An 18,970-nucleotide genomic window follows, 5' to 3' on the forward strand; every position below is an offset into this window, starting at 1 on the left:
CCGTGACCACCGTAGTCGCGCAGGAGACCGTGGCACCGGACGCCACCCCCGGGTCCGGACAGGCGGCACCCCAGGTCGCCGGGTTCCGGCAGGCGCTGGCCCTGCTGAGGCCGTACCGCCCGAGCATGGTCGTGGCGTTCGCGTTCGGCGCCGCCTCGACCGTGCTCGCGGCGCTGCAGCCGCTGCTGGTCTCCTCGACGGTCGACGGGTTCGCCGGGGGCGTGCCGTACGGGGCGCTGGGGCTCATGTTCGCGCTGCTGGTGGCCAGCGCCACCCTCAACGGGCTCGAACAGTACGTCCTGCAGCGCTCGGGCGAACGCTTCGCCTTCGACACCAGGCAACGGCTGATCAGGCACGTCTACCGGCTGCCGATCGGCGTGCTCGAACGGCGTGAGCGCGGCGACCTCGTCTCCAGGATCACCACCGACGTGTCCCAGACCCGGTCCATCCTCAGTTCGGGACTGGTCGAGCTGGCCACCAGCCTGATCACGGTGCTGGTCTCCATCGTCATGATGGCGCTGATCGACTGGGTGCTGCTGGCGCTCGCGGCACTGGCCATCTTCGTGGTCATCGTGGCGGTCTACCTGATCGGACGGCGTACTCGCCCGGCCGGGTTGCGCGCGCAGAACGCCGTCGGCGACCTGGCCACCGTCGTCACCCGGGCACTCGGCGCGATACGGACCATCCGTGCCACCGTCTCGACCACCCGCGAGGCCGACTCCGCCGTGGAACGGGCCCGCGAGGCCCTCGACGCGGGCTTCGCCGTCGCCCGGCTGCGGGCCGTCGTGCAGACCTTCTCCGGCGTCGCCGTACAGCTGCTGCTCGTCGCGGTCGTCGCCGCCGGGGCGATCCGGGTCGCCGCGGGCTCGCTCACCATCGGCCAGCTCAGCGCCTTCATCATGTATCTGCTGCTCATGGCCACCCCGATCACGGTGTTCGGCGGCCTGGTCTCCCTGCTCGGCGAGGCCTTCGGCTCGCTCACCCGGATCATGGAGATCCAGGCGATGGAGCCGGAGACCGACACCCCGCTGACGGCCCTGCCCGCACGGACGGCCCCCGGCGAGCCGGTCTTCACGCTCAGGGACGTCTCCTTCCGCTACCCGAGGCGTACGGAGAACGGCTCCGACGACGAGGCCTGGGCCCTGCGGAACGTCACCCTGGACTTCCCCGGCGGCAGGACGACGGCCGTGGTCGGCCCGTCCGGCGCGGGCAAGTCGACGCTCTTCGCCCTGCTCGAACGGTTCCACGACGTCACCGAGGGGGAGATCGGCTTCCTCGGCGAGGACGTGCGGCGGCTGTCACGCGACGAGCTGCGCGGGCAGATCTCCTACGTCGAGCAGGACGCGCCCGCGCTGTCCGGCACCGTACGGGACAACCTGCTGCTCGGCGCGCACACCGCGAGCCGGGAACGGTGCCTTGAGGCCCTGCGCCGGGTCAACCTGCCCGCGACGGACGACTTCCTCGACGCCCAGGTCGGTGAGGTCGGGGTGCTGCTCAGCGGCGGCGAACGGCAGCGGCTGGCGATCGCGCGGGCGTTCCTCGCCGACGCGCCGATCCTGCTGCTGGACGAGGTCACCTCGAACCTGGACAGCAACAACGAGAAGGTCGTCCAGGACGTCCTGCGCGCCAAGGACGGCACCCAGTCGATCATCGTGATCGCGCACCGGCTCTCGACCGTGGTCGCGGCCGACTCGATCATCGTCATGGAGAACGGCCGGGTCGTGGCCCAGGGCAGGCACGAGGAACTCCTGAGGATCTCCCCCCTCTACCGCGAACTCGCCCACAACCAGCTGCTCGCCTGACGACCGCCTCGCGGAAGCGCGGCAGACCACAGGGGTTTCCCACGGCCGCGAGTCCGGCGGACTCGAACGCCGGTCGCGGTCAGGACCGGCCGGCCTCACGGGCCACCTTTTCGAGCCGGTCGCGGTAGCGGGCCCACCAGGCCTCGTCGCCCGGCGCCATGTTGTCCATGTCCGCCCGCAGGCCGACGGCCCCGTCGATCAGCTCCCGGACGATGTCGGCGTGCCCGGCGTGCCGGTTGGTCTCGGCGATCATGTGGATCAGGATCAGGTGCAGCGTGACCTCGCTGCGCTCCGGCGGCCACCACGCCACCCGTCCGACGGAGTCCAGGGCGAGCGTGCCGATCGTGGTGTCCGCGTGCGCGCACGCGCGGCGGTAGAGCGCGACGATCCCCTCGCGGGTCTCGCTCTCGTCGGCCCACATGTCCGCGTTGGGTTCGGCCTCCTCGGACATCCACGGCAGCGCCTCGCCGTACGGCCTCCCGAAGGTGTCGCCGAAGTAGGCGGCCTCGACCCCGGCCAGATGCTTCACCAGGCCGAGCAGGTTGGTGCCCGTCGGGGTGAGCGGCCGGCGGGCGTCGTACTCCGACAGCCCGTCGAGTTTCCACACCATGGCGTCACGGGCGCGCTGAAGGTAACGGTGAAGGTCCGTCTTCACGCCTGACTCCGTCATGTCCGGTGTCCCTTTCTGTGGACGTTCTTCACGGTCAGGCGCGCCACCACGCCAGGACGCCCTGCTCGACCAGCAACCCGGGGCTCGGGGGTTCGCGCCCAGATCCCTTAGAAGCTAAGAGAAGTACGGTTATCATAACTACACTTCTCACGGCTCGGCCGACGTCAGAGGGTACGGCGTGCCAGGTCAGGCCCCGTTTCGCAGGAACTCCCGTGCGCCGCGGAGTCTCGTTCGCAGGTGTCGCCGGGTCAGGGAGCAGTCCAGGCGGACGTCGAGGGGGCGGGGCGAGGGGAGGTCGGCGCTGCGGCCGGAGGGCAGGCGGGCCGGGTCCAGGCCGTCGCGTTCCGCGATCAGGAGGCCGAGGTCGTAGCGGCTCACCGCGTCGGCCCCGGCCACATGGTGGACCCCCGAACGGCCGGAGGCGGCGAGCTCCAGCAGGGCCGAGGCCAGGTCGGAGACGTGCACGGGGCAGCGCACCTCGTCGGTGAACAGCGCTCCGGGCGTACGGCCCGCGGCCAGGGAGTGGACCATGGCCTCGTGGGAGGAGCCGCCGTCCCCGACGATCAGGGACGTCCTGGCGATCAGGGCCGAGGGGTCGATCACCTGCACGGCCACCTCTGCTGCCGCCTTCGCCGCTCCGTACGGGGTGATCGGGTCGGGGACGTCGTCCTCGGTGTAGGTGATCGCCCTGCCGGAGAACACGGCGTCGCTGGACACGTGCACCAGGTGCCCGCCGTTCTCCCGGGTCGCGACGGCCATGTGGGCGGCGCCGAGCGCCGTGGTCGTCCAGTCGGCCTGGTCGTAGGCCGCGTTGACGACGACGTCGGGGGCGAAGGACCTGACCAGGTCGGCCACGGCCGTACGGTCACGGACGTCGAGCGGCAGCCAGTCGGCCCCCGCCGTCGTTCCCGGGCGGTTCAGATAGGTCGCGGCGACGACATGGCCGGTGGCGGCCCGCCGTAGGAGTTCGCCGCCGAGAAAGCCGCTGGCGCCTACGATGCAGATTCTCATGGGCCGTCACCGTAACCGGAGGCGGTGAGGTGTCACAGACCGGGACGCCGCCCTGTCTTTCAGGCAGGTCAGACTATGGCGGACCAGTCAGGTGCGAACGACAGGAGCAAGACCGTGCCACCAGCCAGCACGTCCGTCCGGATCCGGGTCCGGATGACCGCTCGTGCCATCGACGAGCCGCACCGCGTCTCCAGCCAGCTGGAGCTGCTGTTCGACCTCACCTTCGTGGTCGCGGTCGCGGCCGTCACCGCCCAGCTCGCGCACGCCGTCGCCGCCGGTCACGGCCTCACCGGGCTGGTGCCGTTCCTGCAGGTGTTCTTCGCGATCTGGTGGGCGTGGATGAACTTCACGTGGTTCGCCTCGTCCTACGACACCGACGACGTTCTCTACCGGCTGCTGACCATGGTCCAGATGGGCGGGGTGCTGACGCTGGCCGCCGGGGTGCCCGCCGCGGCCGACCACTCCGACTACGGCATCGTCACGCTGGGCTACATCATCATGAGGATCGGGCTCGTCGCCCAGTGGGTGCGGGCCGGTCTCGAAGATCCGGCCGGTCGTCGCACCGCGCTGCGCTACGCCGCCGGCATCACCGTCCTGCAGGTGGGATGGGTGCTGCGGCTCGTCCTCGCGGACACGGGTGTCCTGCCGGAGTCCGCCTGGCTGCCGGCCTTCGTCTGCCTGGTCGTCCTGGAACTCGCGGTGCCGAGGTGGGCGGAACGGGTCAGGTCCACCAACTGGCACCCGCACCACATCGCCGAACGCTACGGCCTGTTCACGATCATCCTGCTCGGGGAGAGCGTGCTGGCCGCGAGCCGGGGAGTCGCCGGGGCACTCGAAGCGGCGGAGATCAGGCCGTCCTTCGTGGTCATCGCCGTCTGCGCCCTCGTCCTGCTGTTCGCCCTGTGGTGGCTCTACTTCCTCACCGAGGCGGGGGAGGGCCTCAACGACCGCCGCCATCGGTCCTATCTGTGGGGGTACGGCCACTACGTCATCTTCGCGGCCCTGGCGGCCCTCGGCGCCGGGCTCGAAGTGGCGGTGGAACAGAGCGGGCACGCGGTGGCGGCGTCGCCGTCGGCCCTCGGCTACGCCGTCGCCATCCCGACCGGGGTGTATCTCGCCATGCTCTGGGCCCTGCACAGACTCATCACGGCGGAGCCCGTCATCCGTCCCGTCCCGGCACTGGGCGGTGTCGTCGCCGTCCTGGCGCTGCCCCTCGCGGCGCCCGCGATCGGGGTGGCCGCCGTGGTCGGGGCGATCACGGTCGTCTGCGTCCTGCTGGTCGCGGTGACGATCATCACCGCGGGGAGGGCGTCCCGGCAGGAGGCGGCGTAGCCGTCAAAAAAGATTTTCGCGACGGCTGTCACAGGCTCGGGGGCTGCCCTGTCTTAGCTGGCGACCGGTTGGCACACGGGTGCCCCGGCGGACAGAGGACAAGCGGAAAGGGTCTGCCATGAAGATCGTCGTGGTCGGTGGAACCGGCCTGATCGGGTCGAAGCTTGTGGCGAAACTGAACGAACACGGTCACCAGGCGGTGGCGGCGGCGCCGAGCACCGGGGTCAACACCCTCACCGGTGAAGGGCTTGCGGAGGTGTTGGAGGGCGCCCAGGTCGTGGTCGACGTGTCGAACTCCCCCTCCTTCGAGGCCACCGCGGTGATGGAGTTCTTCACGACCTCCACGGGCAACCTGCTGGCCGCGGAGGCGGCGGCGGGCGTCGGTCACCACGTCGCGGTCTCGGTGGTCGGCACGGAACGGCTGCCAGAGAACGGCTACTTCCGGGCGAAGATCGCCCAGGAACAGCTGATCGAGAAGTCGTCGATCCCGTTCTCCCTCGTCCACGCGACCCAGTTCTTCGAGTTCGTCCGGCACATCGCCGACGAGGCCACAGACGGCGACAAGGTGCGGGTGGCGCCCGTGCGCTTCCAGCCCATGGCGGGCGACGAGGTCGCGCAGGAGGTCGGCAAGGTCGCGGTCGGCTCGCCGATCAACGGCAGGATCGAGATCGCCGGTCCGGAACGGTTCCAGATGGACGAGTTCTTCCGCGACGTACTGGCCGAATGGGGCGACCCCCGCGAGGTGGTCACCGACCCGCACGCGCGCTACTTCGGCAGCGAGCTGGAGGAGCGGACCCTGGTGCCGGAGGAGGGCGCCACCCTCGGCCGGATCCGCTACCGCGACTGGCCAGGCCGTACGGCGCAGGCCCAGGGCAGGTGACCCATGTCCGAGGGCACGCGGAGACCAGGATCGAACGCATGGCAGACGGCGCTGACCATGCTGCAGGAGGCGGAACCGCCGTTCATCCCGCAGGGCGCGCACGCGATGACCGTGGTGATCGAGTTCCCGCCCGGTGACCCGGGCACCCCGCCGCACCGCCACTCGGGACCGGCGTTCGGCTACGTCCTGGAGGGCGAGATGCTGTTCGAGATCGAGGGCGAGCCCGAGCGTGTCGTCCGCGCCGGGGAGGCCTTCTGGGAGCCGGGCGGCGACGTCATCCACTACCAGGACGGCAACAACCGCGACGACGTCCCGCTGCGGTTCACCGTCACGATGCTGTGCGAGCCGGGCAGACCGATGCTCACCCTCGCGGACGAGGACGAACTCGCCCAGCGCGGGGACCGTCGCGCCCCGCGCCCCGCCTGACCCCGGCCCACACCGCCCGCACGCCGTACGGCGGAGCGCTCGAACCACACGCGGAGGAAAGATGAGCACCCCGAACGCCGAGAACGAGTTCCTGTACGAACTCCAGGCCGAGGTCGAGATCGAACTGACCCAGGTCGAGGCGAGCCACCCCGAGGAGGTGGCCGGGCTGCCGGTCACCGACTGGCTGTTCGACCCCACCGACGCCGAGCGCGAGGAGATCGGCCTGCGGGGTCTGCTCGAAGCGGTCGAGGTGCTGGAGGACGACTCCCGGCCCGGCGGTCACGGTGCCTGAACACCCGGTCCGGGACGGCCGGGGCGTCAACGGGGGCGTCAACGGGGGGATCGACACGCTCGACAGCCTCAGGGAACACCTGCAGTGGGCGATCGAGCTGGAACACGCGACGCTGCCGCCGTACCTGTGCGCGCTGTACTCGCTGGACCCGGAGCGCAACCGGGAGGCCGTCGAGGTGGTGGGCAGCGTCTTCGCCGAGGAGATGCTGCACCTGACGCTGGCCGCGAACCTGCTCAACGCCGTCGGCGGCAGGCCACGCCTCGACACCCCGGAGATGCTGCCACCGCATCCCCGGCGGCTGCCCCACAGCGACATCGAACTGTCCCTGGTCCCCTTCGGGCCGGAGGCACTGGAGATGTTCCTGCGGATCGAACGGCCCGCGCCCGCCGGTGCCGTGGCGGAGAGCGACGGCTACGAGACGATCGGGCAGTTCTACGCCGCCGTCGAACAGGGACTGCGGCTGCTGTGCGACCGGCTCGGCGAACAGGAGGTCTTCAGCGGCGACCCCGCACGCCAGGTGCGCGCGGCCCACTTCCGGCACACCGCCGGACGGCTGGTCGTCGTCGACGGCCTGAAGTCCGCGCTGACGGCGCTGGCGGAGATCGTCGAACAGGGCGAAGGCCTGGACCACGGCGAGGTCTGGGACGGCGACCGGGACGTCTTCCACCCGGAACGGGACGAGGTCGCGCACTACTACCGGTTCCAGGAGCTGAAGGCGGGCCGCCGCTACCGACGTGGCGACACCCCGCAGTCAGGGCCGACCGGTGAGGCCGTCTCCGTCGACCTGGCCGGGGTGCGTCCGATGCGGCGCGACCCCAGGCCCGCGCCGCCCGGCAGCGCCGCCCGCGCCGCGCAGGAGGAGTTCAACCACACCTACTGCGCCCTCCTGCACCTGCTGGAACAAGCGTTCAACGGCAGCCCGAGGATGCTCTCGGTCGCCACCGGCACCATGTACGCGCTCAAGGCGCAGGCCCAGGCCCTGATGGAGACGCCCGACGCCGGTCCCACCTTCGAGTACGTGGCGCCCGAACTGCGCCGGTGGAGCGTCGGCGACCGGCGGCGGATCGTCGTCCTGCGCGACGGCCCCTACGTGGTGTACGGCGGCGTGCCCCTCAGACGCAAGCGGAAGATCGTCTCCGCCGGGAACGACGCGCTGACCTGGCAGACCCACGAACACCTGGAGACCGAGGACACCTACGCGCTGTGCCGCTGCGGGCACTCCTCGTCGAAGCCGTTCTGCGACGGGACCCACGCGGCGGTCGGGTTCGACGGCACGGAGGCCGCCGTCGCCCCGCCGTACAGGGAGACGCAGCACGTGCACGACGGGGTGGGCATCTCGGCCCAGCGGGTGGGGGAGCTGTGCGTCCACGCGGCCTTCTGCGTCGGGCGGACCAGGCCGATCGCCGAGATGCTCGCCGACACCGACGACAGCGACGTGCGCTCCGACATCATGGGCCGCATCGACCACTGTCCCTCCGGCTCCTACAGCTACGCCCTGAGCCGTGGCGGCGAGACGGTCGAACCCGACCTCCCGCAGGCCGTCTCGGTCCTGGAGGAGGAGAACGGCCTGGCCAGCGCGCTGTGGGTCACCGGAGGGGTGCCGGTCACCCGCTCCGACGGACAGCCGCTGGAGACCCGCAACAGGATGACGCTGTGCCGTTGCGGCCACTCCGGCAACAAACCGCTGTGCGACGGCACCCACCGGAGGATCGACTTCCGGGAGGAGCCGGGGCCGCTGTGCGACGGCGGAGCGTAGGCCGTTTTGGCCGGTCGTGTGACGGATCACCGGCCGGCCGGGGAATCAATGTGGACAGGTTGTCGCCGATGCAGCGAAGGCACGGGTGAACATGCGTACGGAATCCCTGGAACAGGTCGCCTCCGCGTTCGTCGAGCTGCGTCCGCGCCTGTTCGGCATCGCCTACCGGATGCTCGGCAGCGTGACGGAGGCCGAGGACATCCTCCAGGAGGTCTGGATGCGCTGGCAGAACACCGACCGCGCGACCGTCGAGAACCCCTCGGCCTTCCTGGCGTTGATCACCACCCGCCTGTCCATCAACGTCATCCAGTCCGCCCGCTCACGCCGTGAGGCCTACATAGGGCCCTGGCTCCCCGAACCCGTCGACACCAGCCTCGACCCCACCCTGGGCGCCGAACGCGGGGAGGCACTCGAATTCGCCTTCCTGCTGTTGCTGGAGCGGCTCACCCCGACGGAACGGGCCGCCTACGTGCTCCGTGAGGCCTTCGTCTACCCCTATCCGCAGATCGCGGAGATCCTCCAGCTCAGCCAGGTCAACGTCCGCCAGCTCGTGAGCCGCGCCCGTAAACGCCTGACCGCCGAGCGCCGCGAGCCCATCGACAAGACGGAGCACCGGCGCCTGCTGAAGGTCTTCCTCGCCGCCGCCGAGACGGGGAACGTCGCCGCCCTCGAAGATCTCTTCGCGGCGGACGTCGTCAGCTCCTCCGACGGAAACGGCATCAGAGGGGCGGCGCGCTTCCCCATCACGGGCGGTTCCCGGGTGGCGAAGTTCGTCGCCACCTACGCGCCGCGGTTCTGGCCGGGCGCCGACATCACCTGGGTCGAGGCGAACGGCAGGGCCGGGGTGATCGTCCCCCGCAACCACGGCACCACCTTCCTCACCATCGACGCCTCCCCACAGGGCATCCACCACGTCATGTGGGTCGTCAACCCGGCCAAACTCGACGCGTTCGAACGCTCACGGCCTCGCACGGTCGGGGCGGTGGGACATGGCTGAGGTGAGCGCCGGGACGCTGACGGAGATGCTCAACGAACGTCGGCACCTGATCGAGATCGCCCTGTGGATGCTGGGCTCGGAACCCCTGGCCGACCGGATCGTCCAGGAGACCTACCGTCGCTGGTACAGCCTCGACGAGGCGGAACGCGGCGCCATCACGGTGCCCCGCGCCTGGCTGACGAAGGTGGCCGGAGGGATCTGCCTCGAACTCCTCGCCGCCCCGGCCCCGGCTCCCGCCCCCGGCGTCGCCGCCCCGGAGCACCGGCCAGAACCCGTCGGCCCCGCGCGTCCGCCCGCCCTCACCGCCGAACCCACGCGCCCACGGGCCCTCGCCGTCGGCTCGGCACACCCGCGGGCCCTCGCCGAGCACGACCGTGTCGTACGGCGGTTCGCCCGGGTCTGGGGCCTGGGGGACGTGACGGCGCTGCGGGAGATCCTGGCCGGGAACGCGACAGCCGTGAGCGACGGAGGCGGCAAACTACGCGCCGCCGTACATCCCGTTCACGGGGCGGACGCGGTCGCCTGTTTCGTCGTCGCCCTGCTGACCGGCCAGTCCGGCACCGAGGTGACCGCCGAGTCGGTGAACGGCCGGACGGGCCTGGTGCTGCGCCAGGCGGGCCAGGCCGTGGCGGTGGTCGGCATGAGCGTCGCCGGAGCCCTGGTCACCGCCGTGTGGATCGTGCTGAACCCCGACAAACTGCGGCCGTGGCATCGTCCGCTGCCACGGAAGGCGTACCGGTGAACGACCCGATCCTGTCCACGGACCACGACTACGACGGCTCGGCGTTCAAACCGCTCTACGTCACGAGTGTCGAGGTGAGCGGCGGCAGCTCCGCCCACGGCCGGGCCACCGGCCGGGCCCGCTCCGCGGACGGCGCCCTTGACCTGGAGCTGCGGATGCCCGAGGAACTGGGTGGCGACGCCACGGGGCCGAACCCCGAGCAGCTCTTCGCCGCGGGCTACGCCGCCTGCTTCCACGGCGCCCTCAGCCTGCTGGCCCGTCAGCACCACCTCGACCCCGCCGCGATCACGGTCGAGGCGACCGTCGCCTTCGGCCGCGACCCGGCGGACGGCGGGTACCAGCTCCGCGCCGACCTCGTCGTCAACTGGCCCGGAGCCACCCCCGACAGGGCCAACCCCCTCCTCACCCAGGCAGCCGCCCTGTGCCCCTACACCAAAATGACCCGCCAAGGCATCCCCACCACCCTCACCCTCGCCCCCTGAGCTTCGGGCGCCCCTCCTGAGGCCGGAACGTCATCCCACCCGTCGCCCCGCCGTACCTCCTGACGTGCGGCTCGGGCACGCCACCGCGGGCGGCTTCCGTGCGCCGGGGACCCGTCCTCCGCGAAATGCCCGGCCTCTCCGAACTCCGGCTCCTACACGGCCTTGTGCGGGCTTATGTGAAGGCTCACGGTCGCTCCGAAACCCGGGACTCACGGTCCGAATGAAGAACCTCGGAAATTTCGGCCCGGACGAAAGTTCCCGGGAATTCCAGCCCAGGTGAGGAGTCCCGACTTCACGGATCGAACGACGTGTGTTCCCGCCCGCCGTCCGAACCGGGACGACCATGACCATCAGCGCCCACCGGGCCCGGCCTGTCTCGGTGGTGGGCCGTCCGGTGTGAGCCGTCGCGGCTCGACCAGCGCGGACCCGGGGCGTGCTCCCCGCACGTGCGGGGAGCACGTCGGTCAGTGGGACTCGTCGGTCTTGGGGCGGGGGGCGCCGGCTTTGAGCCAGTTGTAGAGGGCTTCGCCGGGGCAGTCGGTCGAGTAGCCGTCACGGTGGCCCTTGACCTCGTTGCCCGCGCCGCCGTGTTCGCGGAGGTAGTCGATCGCGTCGAGGATGCCCAGCAGCATGTCGTCGGGCGGCTGGGTCAGGCCGGAGGTGCCGACGAGCCCCAGGACGGCGTAGTGGTCGGAGTTGAGTCCGGCGCCGTTGGCGGCGGGCAGGTGCCCGGCGCCCCGGCCCTGGAAGATCGTGCGGTGCGGGCAGACCACCAGCGAGTAGCCGATGTCGATCCAGCCGTTGCCGTCCATGTGGTGGTCCTGGATCGCCTTGACCGTGGCCACGCACCTGGCGTGCTCCCTGGCCAGGGCGGGATCGACGTGGTCGCCGGTGTAGTGGATCTTGACACCCTTGGTGTGGGTGAGCGTGGTGTAGGCGTCCTTGGGGGGCCTGGCCCCCCAGTCACGGCGGCTGAGCATGCTCATGGGCATCTCCTCTGTCGGTGTTCGGACTCACGGTGTTGCTCCGGATCGCGGTCTGGTCCTGGGGCGAGGCCCCGAACGAGCTCGCAGTGTCGTCCTGAGGTGTCATTCCGCACAGGTTCGCGGTGTCGCTCCAGGTCACGGCCCTGCTCCGAGGCGCCTCCCCGAACAGGCCCGCGGCGCCGTACGAGTCGGGCAGGCCGTACGTGGTGGTGGGCGGGGTCACGCGTGTTCTTCCTCGTCGTCGATGTCGGGGACCAGGCCCACATGGGTGAGTTGCCGGGTCAGTCTGGCGACCTGCCGTTGCAGGGTGCGGATCTGCTCCGCCTGGCGTGCGATCTCGGCCTGCATGCGCATCTGGGTGTCCACGTCGAAGGCGCTCGCCCGTTGGTAGGCGCCTTGTTCGACCTGGCGGAGCGCCGCGCGTTCGGCGGCGGCCTCCTGGTCCTCCGCGGCTCTTCTGGCCTGTCGGGCGGTGTAGACGGTGGAAAGCAGGCCGGCCAGCGCGCCCGCAGCGCCGACGATGACGCCAGGGTCCATTCAGTGCCCCCGTTCTGTTGGCTCGGGCCAGCGCGACAGGCGCAGGATGAGGCTCGCGACCGCCACCTGCACGACGCAGGCCCAGTACGCCTGGGGGATCGCTCCCCTGACGCCGCCCACCAGGTGGATCACGGCCCAGGCGACCAGGACGCCTGCGGCGAGGGCGAAGGCCACCCAGTCGGTCATGGTGAAGGCCTGGATGCCGCACATGATCGCGCAGGCGGCCCAGGGAACGGCCAGCATCCCGAGTGGGGCGACGCTGGCGAGGTAGACGTAGGTGGGGGTCCTGGTGACAAGGGGGTCGGGCCAGGCGAGCCGGATCGCCTGGCTGGCGCTCCACAGTGCCAGGAACAGCAACACCGATCCGCGGAAGCCGACCCGGCGGTCGAATCGGTGAATGAGCCGGCGCAACACGTCAGTGCCGTCCCCGGGGGCCGCTCCAGAAGGAGACGGAGCGTGGTCCGGTCGACATCGGCTTTCCTTTCCTAGGGCGTGCCGTGCACGACGTCTATACAGAGGGTGACTAATGTAATACGGAAAGTACAGATAGCGAGCCGATTCTTGGGCTTCCGGTAAGGGGCCAGTGACTCTTCCGCCACGCACTGCCACGCACCGTGGGGGTCGTGTTTCCCCACCCGTATTCTTGGGCCGTGGGAAGACCGTCACAGCACGATGTCGACCGGCTCCTCGACGCCGCGGTGCGGCTGGCGGCGCGGTCGGGGCCGGGGAGCGTCACCATGGCGGCGGTCGCCCGTGAGGCGGGGGCGCCGAGCGGTTCGGTCTACCACCGCTTCCCCAGCAGGGCGGCTCTGCTCGCCGCGCTGTGGCTGCGCACCGTCGACCGTTTCCAGGAGGGTTTCCTGGCCGCGACGCACGAGGAGCCGCCGGAGCGGGCCGTCATGGCGGCGGCCGGTCACGTCGTCGCGTGGAGCCGGGCCAACCCGCTCCAGGCCCGTGTCCTGTTGTACGGCCCCGCGGACTTCGGCGAGTCCGACTGGCCGCGGGACGCCCGTGAACGGCTGAGGACCGGCAACCGCCGGATCGAGGAGGCCCTCGTCGCCCTGGCCAGGCGCCTCGGGCCGGGCACGCCGCCGGAGGTCGAGCGGCTGGTGCTGGCGACCGTCGATCTCCCCTACGCCACGGTGCGCCGTCACCACCAGGCGGGCGGCGCGATCCCCGCCCACGCCGAGGACCTCGTCGCCCGCTGCGCGGGCCTGCTGCTGGCCCAGCCGGTCACCGGTGGCTGACGACGTTGACGACCTTGCCGTTCGGGTCGAGCACGAAGAACCGGCGCACCCCCCACGGTTCGTCCCGCAGGGAGTGCACGATCTTCGCGCCCCGCGCGACCAGCGCCTCGTGGACCGCGTCCACGTCGTCCACCTCGACGCTGACGTCGGGGTGCACCGTGGCGCTCGCCTCCGGTCCCATCAGGATGACCTGCGCCGTCGGGTTGGCCGGTGAGGCCATCGTCACGACCCACCCCAGGTCCATGACCTCGACGAGGCCGAGCAGGCCGTAGAAGTCACGGCTCTGTTCCATGGACTCCGTATGGATGTCCGGTACGACACGGCGAACGCTCATGGTTTCCTCCCCGAAGGACGGTCTCCTTCATACCGGATCAGCGGGTACGGACCATCCTGAACCGAATGAGGGAGTCGTCGACGGTCTCCTCCGAGTAGGCGACGGCCTCGTTGCTCGCCGCGTAGTGGACCTCCCGCATCGCGATGTACGGCGTGCCCGGCGCCATGTCGAGGCGGAACCCGGCGGCCTGCGGCACCACGGCGGGAACCAGTTCGACGAGGGAGTGGTCGATCTCCCGGCCCGGCCATGACCGGCTGAACTCGAAGATGGTGTCCGGGGGGTCGAAGCGGTGCCCCGCGACGAGCCTGCGCCGTACCTCCTCGGCGACGAAGCCGAGCGGCACCTCCTGTGACAGGTGCACCGCCGGGCGTCCGTCGGCGAAGATGACCTTGTCGTGCGCCACCATCGGGGTGTCCTCGCCGATGCCCAGGGCCGTCATGCCCGCGGGGGTCGGGTGTTCGCGCACCTCGAAGCGCTGTTCGACGCGCACCTCGTCGTGGTTGGCCTCAAGCAGTCCGCGGAAGCCGACCAGGCGGTGCAGCAGGATGCTCTCACGCCCGACGTGGGGGCGGATCTGGGTGCCCCTGGCCGGCGCCCTGCTGACGACGCCGAGCCGTCCGAGCGTCTGCAGCGCCGTACGGATGGTGGTACGGCTGACGCCGAGCTGGGCGGCGAGGTCGGGTTCGTTGGGCAGGCGGTCGCCGGGGAAGCGGCGCTCCATGATGGCCTCAAGGAGGGCACGGGTGGTCCGTTCGGCCAGGGAGCCGTTGCCGACGCGGGGTAACCCACCCGCGGCGCCACGCGGGGTGCGGCGGGCCGGCGAGCCGCTCATCCTCTTGTTTCCCCCTTGGGTCGGCATTCGCGGCGGACTACCACTGACCGGGACATTTCCATTGATCGTATCGAGACCGTCGCCCCTCGCGGGTCCGTTCCACGGCTCAGGGGCGTTTCAGGTGGTGCAGGACGAGGCCGCGGGTCCTGTCGTCCAGGCCGTCGAGCAGCCGTTCGGCGAGCCCGGCGGGGAGGTTCCGCAGCGCCGTGGCGACGACCGCGGGCGGCACGTAGCAGAGGACGTCGCAGGCCCGGCGTAGCGGCATGGCCTCGACGAGCCGGACGGCGGCCGGGGTTCCGGAGAGTTCCCTGACGATCCCGGCGGCGGTGCGGACGTGGGCGTGGGCGAGGATGCGCGCCGCCTCACCGGAGGGCAGCGCGCCGACGATCGCGGAGGCCTCCTCAAGGCGGATGTAGTCCACCACGCGGCCCGCCCTGGCGGCGGACATCATCTGCAGCACCGAGGCGGCCCGCGCGGGGACGACGGCCATTCGTTCCAGCAGACCGCCGACGTCCCTCACCTGTAGCCCCACGAGGACGGCGGCGGCCTGGCTCTCGGGGAGCTCCAGCAGGATTCCTCCGGCGGTCCGCGGCTCAAGCAGGGACACCACCTGCTGGGCGGTCTCCTTGGGCAGCGTCTCCAGGAGTCTCGCGGCGGGTCCGGCCGCCATGGCGCCCAGGCGGCGCGCGGCCTTCTGCGGGTCGACGGCGCGCCGCTCCGTGACCTGACGGTCCTGGCGCTCCGGGGGTTCCCGGCGTTCCGGTCGTTCCCGAGGCGGCGGCGGGGGGATCGGGCCCGCGACGACCGACCTCAGGACGCGGGCGAGTTCGTCGGCGCCCATCCGCCTGGCCGGGTCCTTCTCCAGCAGTCGTACGACCGCCTCGGACAGCCGCCCCCCGCGGGAGAGCGGCGGCGGTGGCTGGGTGAGGACGGCGCCCATGGTCGCGGCGGCGTTGTCGCGGCGGAAAGGGGAGTATCCCTCCAGGGCGTGGAAGAGGGTGACCCCCAGGGACCACAGGTCGGCGGGCGGGCCGGTCCGTCCGCCGTTGACGCGTTCCGGCGCCATGAAGTCCGGGGTGCCCGCCAGGGCGTTGTGGGTGGTGAGGCCGCTCAGACCGTTGATCTGGGCGATGCCGAAGTCCACCAGGAACACCTCGCCCTCCTCGCTGATCACGATGTTGGCGGGCTTGACGTCGCGGTGCACGACACCGGCGCGGTGCGCGGCGCTCAGCGCGTCGAGCACACGGACGCCGATCCTGGCCAGTTCGCGCTCGCCGAGCCCGCCGTCCTCGATCAGGTTCAGGAGCGAGCGGCCCTTGATGTAGTCCATGACGATCCAGGGCCTGCCCTCTTCGAGGAACACGTCGTAGATCTTGACGATGCCGGGGTGGCCGACGCTCGCCGCGGCGCGCGCCTCACGCAGCGCCCGCTCGGTGCGTACGGACAGGTCCTCCCCGTACGGCGTCAGCACGACCTCCTTGAGCGCCACGTGGCGGTCGAGCACCACGTCCCTGGCCAGCCAGATGGCGCCCATGCCTCCCTGGGCGAGCGTGGACAGCAGGCGATAACGGCTTCTGATCAAATGACGGCTCACTCGTCGTCGGGGAACAGCTCGAATCCGCCGGATCGCTCCGCGCCCTGGCCGGAGACGGTGGTGCGGGTCACCCACGTGTCCGGCATCTGACGCAGCGCCTCGTCCTCCAGGGAGACGTGCCCGTCGTCAGGGTCGAGGGTGTCCGGCCGGGTCTCGAAGGTGGTGGAGCCGTCCCGCGCGTCGGACCGGGGAGGCGGCATCGGGACGGTGCCCGGGGTGTCGGGCTTCGGGGAGGGGGCGGCGTCCCGGCGCCAGATCTCCCCCATGGCCGGGGACGCCCCGGCTCCCTCGGTCCGGACGCCCGGGACGAAGCTGTCCTTGACGGAACGGAACTCGTGTCGTGCCGCCAGGTCGAGGATCTTCTCGTAGTTGCCGGGTTTCTGCATCATCTTGACGGTCACCGGCAGGCACTCGATCAGCAGGAACAGCAGGAACAGCAGGAGACGGGCCGCGTTGAGGGTGAGGTCCCTGCCGGAGACCTCGTTGAGCGCCCGCAGCCTGATCAGCAGTCCGTTGGCCGACCTGTTCTCCGCGTCGAAGGACTCCTGGAGGTCGCTCTGCCGTCGTACGGCGGCGTCGAGCTGCTCCTGGACCTTCGGCAGTTCGGCCTTGGCCGCCTCGAACCGGATCTGCTTGGTGGTCTCGTCGTTGGCGGTCAGCTCCCGCTTGCGCTTCTCGACCTGCTTGTTGAGGGTGTCGAGCCGGGAGTTCGCCTTGTCGTAGGCCGCCTTGCTCGCCTTGGCCACCACGCCGTCGCCCTTGCGGGGGCAGGTCGGCCCGCCGTACAGCTGGCACTGCCACTTGTCGTAGTACTCGTCCGCCTGTTTCTTCTGCGCGTCGCGTTCGGCGGTCAGCGCCTTGATTTTCGGGTCTTTCGCCGGGTCCTGCGGCACGTCCCCCTGGGAGGCGATCACCTTCCGCAGATCGGCGACGGACTGGCGCAGGGCGGTGACGTCCTGGCCGATGTCGCCTTTCTTCTGCTCGCGGGTGAAGCTATTGGCGCGATCTTGTCTGATCTGGACGATCTGGGCGTCGATCTCGGATTTGAAGATCTGCAGAACGAGGGGGGTCGAGATGACCGCGCCGAGCAGCACGGCCATGAGGATTCTCGGTATGACCAGTCGCCAGCGGCGTGGCCCGTCCGTCTGGATGGAACCGACCAGCCACCGGTCGAGGCTCATGATGGCCAGGCCCCACAGGACGCTGGCGGGTACGGCGAGGAAGATGCTGACGCCGAGCGCGCTGTACAGGGCGAACGTCATCGAGACAATGGCCAGCACACCGGTGGTGAGGACCGCGCCGCCGATACCCTCGAACTTGCCGTGCTCGGTCGGGCAGCTCCTGACGATGTCGGGCTGGGCCCCGGACAGGGTGATCAGAAACTTTCTCACATGTTTCCTCTCGGGAATGGCTCCCCTGCTCGGATCGTGAGCACCATGATTGCCTCGTATCAGATCTACCAGTACAGGGCCAGGATAGGCTATGCATATTGCCAAATATGAGCACGGTGAATGACGGCGAAATATAGCAAAATTTCTGACTTGTGTCGTTTTTTCGGTTTGACGGCATAGGTGACTATTCGGGGAACAAGACCGGCTTTGGGGAGATGTGGCAACGGGAGTCTTAGTTGACCGAATCGAGCTTGCTCCGCAAGACCTTCACCGAAGCGGTCGCCGAGCTGGGCGGCACCAGGCGCCTGTGCGTGGCGGAGGTCGCGGCTCAGGGCGTCACCGTCTTCGACCTGCACCGTGACGAGGCGGGAACACCCCGTGGCCAGGGGAGAGAGGTGGTCCGCTGGACCGACTCGGAGGACACCCCAGGAGGTCCCGGGGACAGACAGGCGGTTCTCGACGCCGTGCGGGCCTCCGCCGAAACCACGGTGGTGCTGGTCGGCTCGGCTCCGGGCGACCCCCGGGCCGAGGAGGCGATGGAGTGGTTGAGGGCGGCCCATCCACGGGCCTTCTCCTTCACCCGCTCCGGGGTGCGGGTCGAGGCGCTGCTCCGTGAGGTCGTCGCCGACGAACCCCTGTGCCGGTCCTACGAGCTCGTCGTCCTGAGACGCCACCCGGCGACCAACCGGCTCGAACTCACCTGCGCGCCGCTGTTCGCGATCGACACCCAGCGCGGCAGCTCCTCCGCCGTCACCGTCCGCTGCGAGCCGAGCGACGAGCAGGGCACGGCGTTCGTGGTCGTGGCGTGGCAGGACCGGCGGCCCACACCGTTGTCCGTCCACACGGCGAAGGTCCCGCCGGGACGCTACGAGATCACCGCCGAGCTGGAACGGCCCGGCCGGGTCCGCTTCTCCGGTCTGCCCGGTCTCACCAGAGGCGGCCGGAGCTGGACCGAACTGGTGGCCGCGGTGCCGTACCGGCTCGAACCGTCGGTCGGGCCCGCGCATCTGATCTGCGCCGTCGAGGTCAGCGGGGCGGCCGAGCGGGTGCACGAGAGGCTGCGGCGCGTCAGCCAGATGATCACCACGATATCCGGCGAACTGGACGACCGGCTCCAGGTGTCGCTGGTCGCCTACGGCGCGCACTCCTTCCAGCGGAAGGTTCTCGACGATCCGGTCGACGTCGCGGACTGGCAGGTGCCCGCAGAACGCGCCCGGCGGTCCCTGGAGCTCCTGGAGGAACGCGTCAGGGAACGCGAGGCCGTCTACCGGGGTTACACCGGCGCGGCGATGGTCGAGGACATGCTGGCCGAGGTGACGAGCCGTCTTCCCCCGGCCTTCCAGGGGCGTACGGCGCTGCTCACGGTCGGCGACGGGCCGCCGCACCCGCCCAGGGCGCACCACTCGGAGGTCCTGCCCTGTCCGCGCAGGATCGACTGGGAACAGCAGGTGCGCAGGCTTGAGCAGTACCCCGGCCTGGTGTTCGGGGCGATCTGCGACCGGCCTCCGGGGCGGGAGGGCTCCGCCTGGTCCCGCCTGGGCCGGGACGGGCTGGTCCGGCTCGACGACGCGGTGGACGTCCGGGAACTCGGCGCCGGGCTCGGCCTGATGGCGTCGCGGACCCAGCGGATCCCCTTCCCCCTGATCGAGACGCCGTGAG

Annotated in this window: 20 protein-coding genes; 11 read left to right on the forward strand and 9 right to left on the reverse strand. The window is 70.6% G+C overall.

Going from position 1 to position 18,970, the window contains the following annotated elements; genetic code table 11:
• Positions 1-2 precede the first annotated feature (2 nt).
• A complete protein-coding gene (locus tag ABZ463_RS34000) occupies positions 3-1,802 on the forward strand; it encodes an ABC transporter ATP-binding protein (protein WP_362782532.1) in 1,800 nt (599 codons plus the stop codon).
• 79 nt (positions 1,803-1,881) lie between these two features.
• Here the strand turns inward: ABZ463_RS34000 and ABZ463_RS34005 are convergent, their stop codons facing one another.
• Complete coding sequence (locus ABZ463_RS34005; RefSeq protein WP_352012942.1) at positions 1,882-2,457, reverse strand: DinB family protein; 576 nt, start codon at positions 2,455-2,457, stop codon at positions 1,882-1,884.
• A gap of 201 nt (positions 2,458-2,658) precedes the next feature.
• Positions 2,659-3,483: a sugar nucleotide-binding protein gene (locus ABZ463_RS34010; protein ID WP_362782534.1), complete on the reverse strand. Its 825-nt coding sequence runs from the start codon at positions 3,481-3,483 to the stop codon at positions 2,659-2,661.
• A 153-nt stretch (positions 3,484-3,636) separates the two neighbouring features.
• Between ABZ463_RS34010 and ABZ463_RS34015 the strand changes: the two genes are divergently transcribed.
• The 8 genes from ABZ463_RS34015 (at position 3,637) to ABZ463_RS34050 (ending at position 10,390) form a co-directional block, all read left to right on the forward strand.
• Positions 3,637-4,815 carry a low temperature requirement protein A gene (locus tag ABZ463_RS34015; RefSeq protein WP_362782537.1) on the forward strand — a complete coding sequence of 393 codons (1,179 nt, stop codon included), beginning with the start codon at positions 3,637-3,639 and terminating at the stop codon, positions 4,813-4,815.
• A 118-nt stretch (positions 4,816-4,933) separates the two neighbouring features.
• On the forward strand, positions 4,934-5,695 hold the full coding sequence (locus ABZ463_RS34020) for an SDR family oxidoreductase (RefSeq protein WP_352012945.1): 762 nt from the start codon (positions 4,934-4,936) through the stop codon (positions 5,693-5,695).
• 3 nt (positions 5,696-5,698) lie between these two features.
• Positions 5,699-6,121, forward strand: a complete 423-nt coding sequence (locus ABZ463_RS34025) for a cupin domain-containing protein (RefSeq protein ID WP_362782539.1) — start codon at positions 5,699-5,701, stop codon at positions 6,119-6,121.
• A gap of 61 nt (positions 6,122-6,182) precedes the next feature.
• Positions 6,183-6,413, forward strand: coding sequence for a hypothetical protein (locus tag ABZ463_RS34030; RefSeq protein ID WP_352012947.1), 231 nt, complete (start codon positions 6,183-6,185; stop codon positions 6,411-6,413).
• Positions 6,406-8,169 (forward strand): ferritin-like domain-containing protein, encoded by a 1,764-nt coding sequence (locus ABZ463_RS34035; RefSeq protein WP_362782541.1) that lies wholly within the window; start codon positions 6,406-6,408, stop codon positions 8,167-8,169. Before ABZ463_RS34030 ends, ABZ463_RS34035 begins: the two co-directional genes overlap by 8 nt.
• A gap of 91 nt (positions 8,170-8,260) precedes the next feature.
• The gene (locus tag ABZ463_RS34040) at positions 8,261-9,166 is read left to right on the forward strand and encodes an RNA polymerase sigma-70 factor (protein ID WP_352012949.1); all 906 of its coding nucleotides are present in this window, start codon (positions 8,261-8,263) and stop codon (positions 9,164-9,166) included.
• A complete protein-coding gene (locus ABZ463_RS34045; protein WP_362782544.1) occupies positions 9,159-9,908 on the forward strand; it encodes a hypothetical protein in 750 nt (249 codons plus the stop codon). Before ABZ463_RS34040 ends, ABZ463_RS34045 begins: the two co-directional genes overlap by 8 nt.
• Positions 9,905-10,390 (forward strand): Ohr family peroxiredoxin, encoded by a 486-nt coding sequence (locus tag ABZ463_RS34050; RefSeq protein ID WP_352012951.1) that lies wholly within the window; start codon positions 9,905-9,907, stop codon positions 10,388-10,390. Before ABZ463_RS34045 ends, ABZ463_RS34050 begins: the two co-directional genes overlap by 4 nt.
• 464 nt (positions 10,391-10,854) lie before the next feature.
• On the opposite strand, the gene ABZ463_RS34055 is transcribed toward ABZ463_RS34050, so the two are convergent.
• The 3 genes from ABZ463_RS34055 to ABZ463_RS34065 form a co-directional block, all read right to left on the reverse strand.
• The gene (locus tag ABZ463_RS34055) at positions 10,855-11,376 is read right to left on the reverse strand and encodes a peptidoglycan recognition family protein (RefSeq protein WP_352012952.1); all 522 of its coding nucleotides are present in this window, start codon (positions 11,374-11,376) and stop codon (positions 10,855-10,857) included.
• 219 nt (positions 11,377-11,595) lie between these two features.
• On the reverse strand, positions 11,596-11,913 hold the full coding sequence (locus ABZ463_RS34060) for a hypothetical protein (protein WP_352012954.1): 318 nt from the start codon (positions 11,911-11,913) through the stop codon (positions 11,596-11,598).
• Positions 11,914-12,324, reverse strand: a complete 411-nt coding sequence (locus ABZ463_RS34065) for a hypothetical protein (protein WP_352012955.1) — start codon at positions 12,322-12,324, stop codon at positions 11,914-11,916.
• Between the two features lie 239 nt (positions 12,325-12,563).
• On the opposite strand from ABZ463_RS34065, the gene ABZ463_RS34070 reads away from it, so the two are divergent.
• On the forward strand, positions 12,564-13,160 hold the full coding sequence (locus tag ABZ463_RS34070) for a helix-turn-helix domain-containing protein (protein ID WP_352012956.1): 597 nt from the start codon (positions 12,564-12,566) through the stop codon (positions 13,158-13,160).
• On the opposite strand, the gene ABZ463_RS34075 is transcribed toward ABZ463_RS34070, so the two are convergent.
• The 4 genes from ABZ463_RS34075 to ABZ463_RS34090 all read right to left on the reverse strand — a co-directional run bounded on the left by ABZ463_RS34075 (position 13,147) and on the right by ABZ463_RS34090 (position 17,311).
• On the reverse strand, positions 13,147-13,494 hold the full coding sequence (locus ABZ463_RS34075; RefSeq protein ID WP_352012957.1) for a VOC family protein: 348 nt from the start codon (positions 13,492-13,494) through the stop codon (positions 13,147-13,149). The two genes, ABZ463_RS34070 and ABZ463_RS34075, sit on opposite strands and share 14 nt — an antisense overlap.
• 37 nt (positions 13,495-13,531) lie before the next feature.
• Complete coding sequence (locus ABZ463_RS34080) at positions 13,532-14,326, reverse strand: GntR family transcriptional regulator (RefSeq protein ID WP_352012958.1); 795 nt, start codon at positions 14,324-14,326, stop codon at positions 13,532-13,534.
• A 106-nt stretch (positions 14,327-14,432) separates the two neighbouring features.
• On the reverse strand, positions 14,433-15,908 hold the full coding sequence (locus tag ABZ463_RS34085) for a protein kinase (RefSeq protein ID WP_362782550.1): 1,476 nt from the start codon (positions 15,906-15,908) through the stop codon (positions 14,433-14,435).
• An 8-nt stretch (positions 15,909-15,916) separates the two neighbouring features.
• Complete coding sequence (locus ABZ463_RS34090) at positions 15,917-17,311, reverse strand: DUF4407 domain-containing protein (protein ID WP_362782553.1); 1,395 nt, start codon at positions 17,309-17,311, stop codon at positions 15,917-15,919.
• A 236-nt stretch (positions 17,312-17,547) separates the two neighbouring features.
• On the opposite strand from ABZ463_RS34090, the gene ABZ463_RS34095 reads away from it, so the two are divergent.
• Positions 17,548-18,969 carry a hypothetical protein gene (locus ABZ463_RS34095; RefSeq protein ID WP_352012961.1) on the forward strand — a complete coding sequence of 474 codons (1,422 nt, stop codon included), beginning with the start codon at positions 17,548-17,550 and terminating at the stop codon, positions 18,967-18,969.
• Position 18,970 lies beyond the last annotated feature (1 nt).

Origin of the sequence: Streptosporangium sp. NPDC020145 (assembly GCF_040631275.1) — a bacterium.
GTDB lineage: Bacteria > Actinomycetota > Actinomycetes > Streptosporangiales > Streptosporangiaceae > Streptosporangium.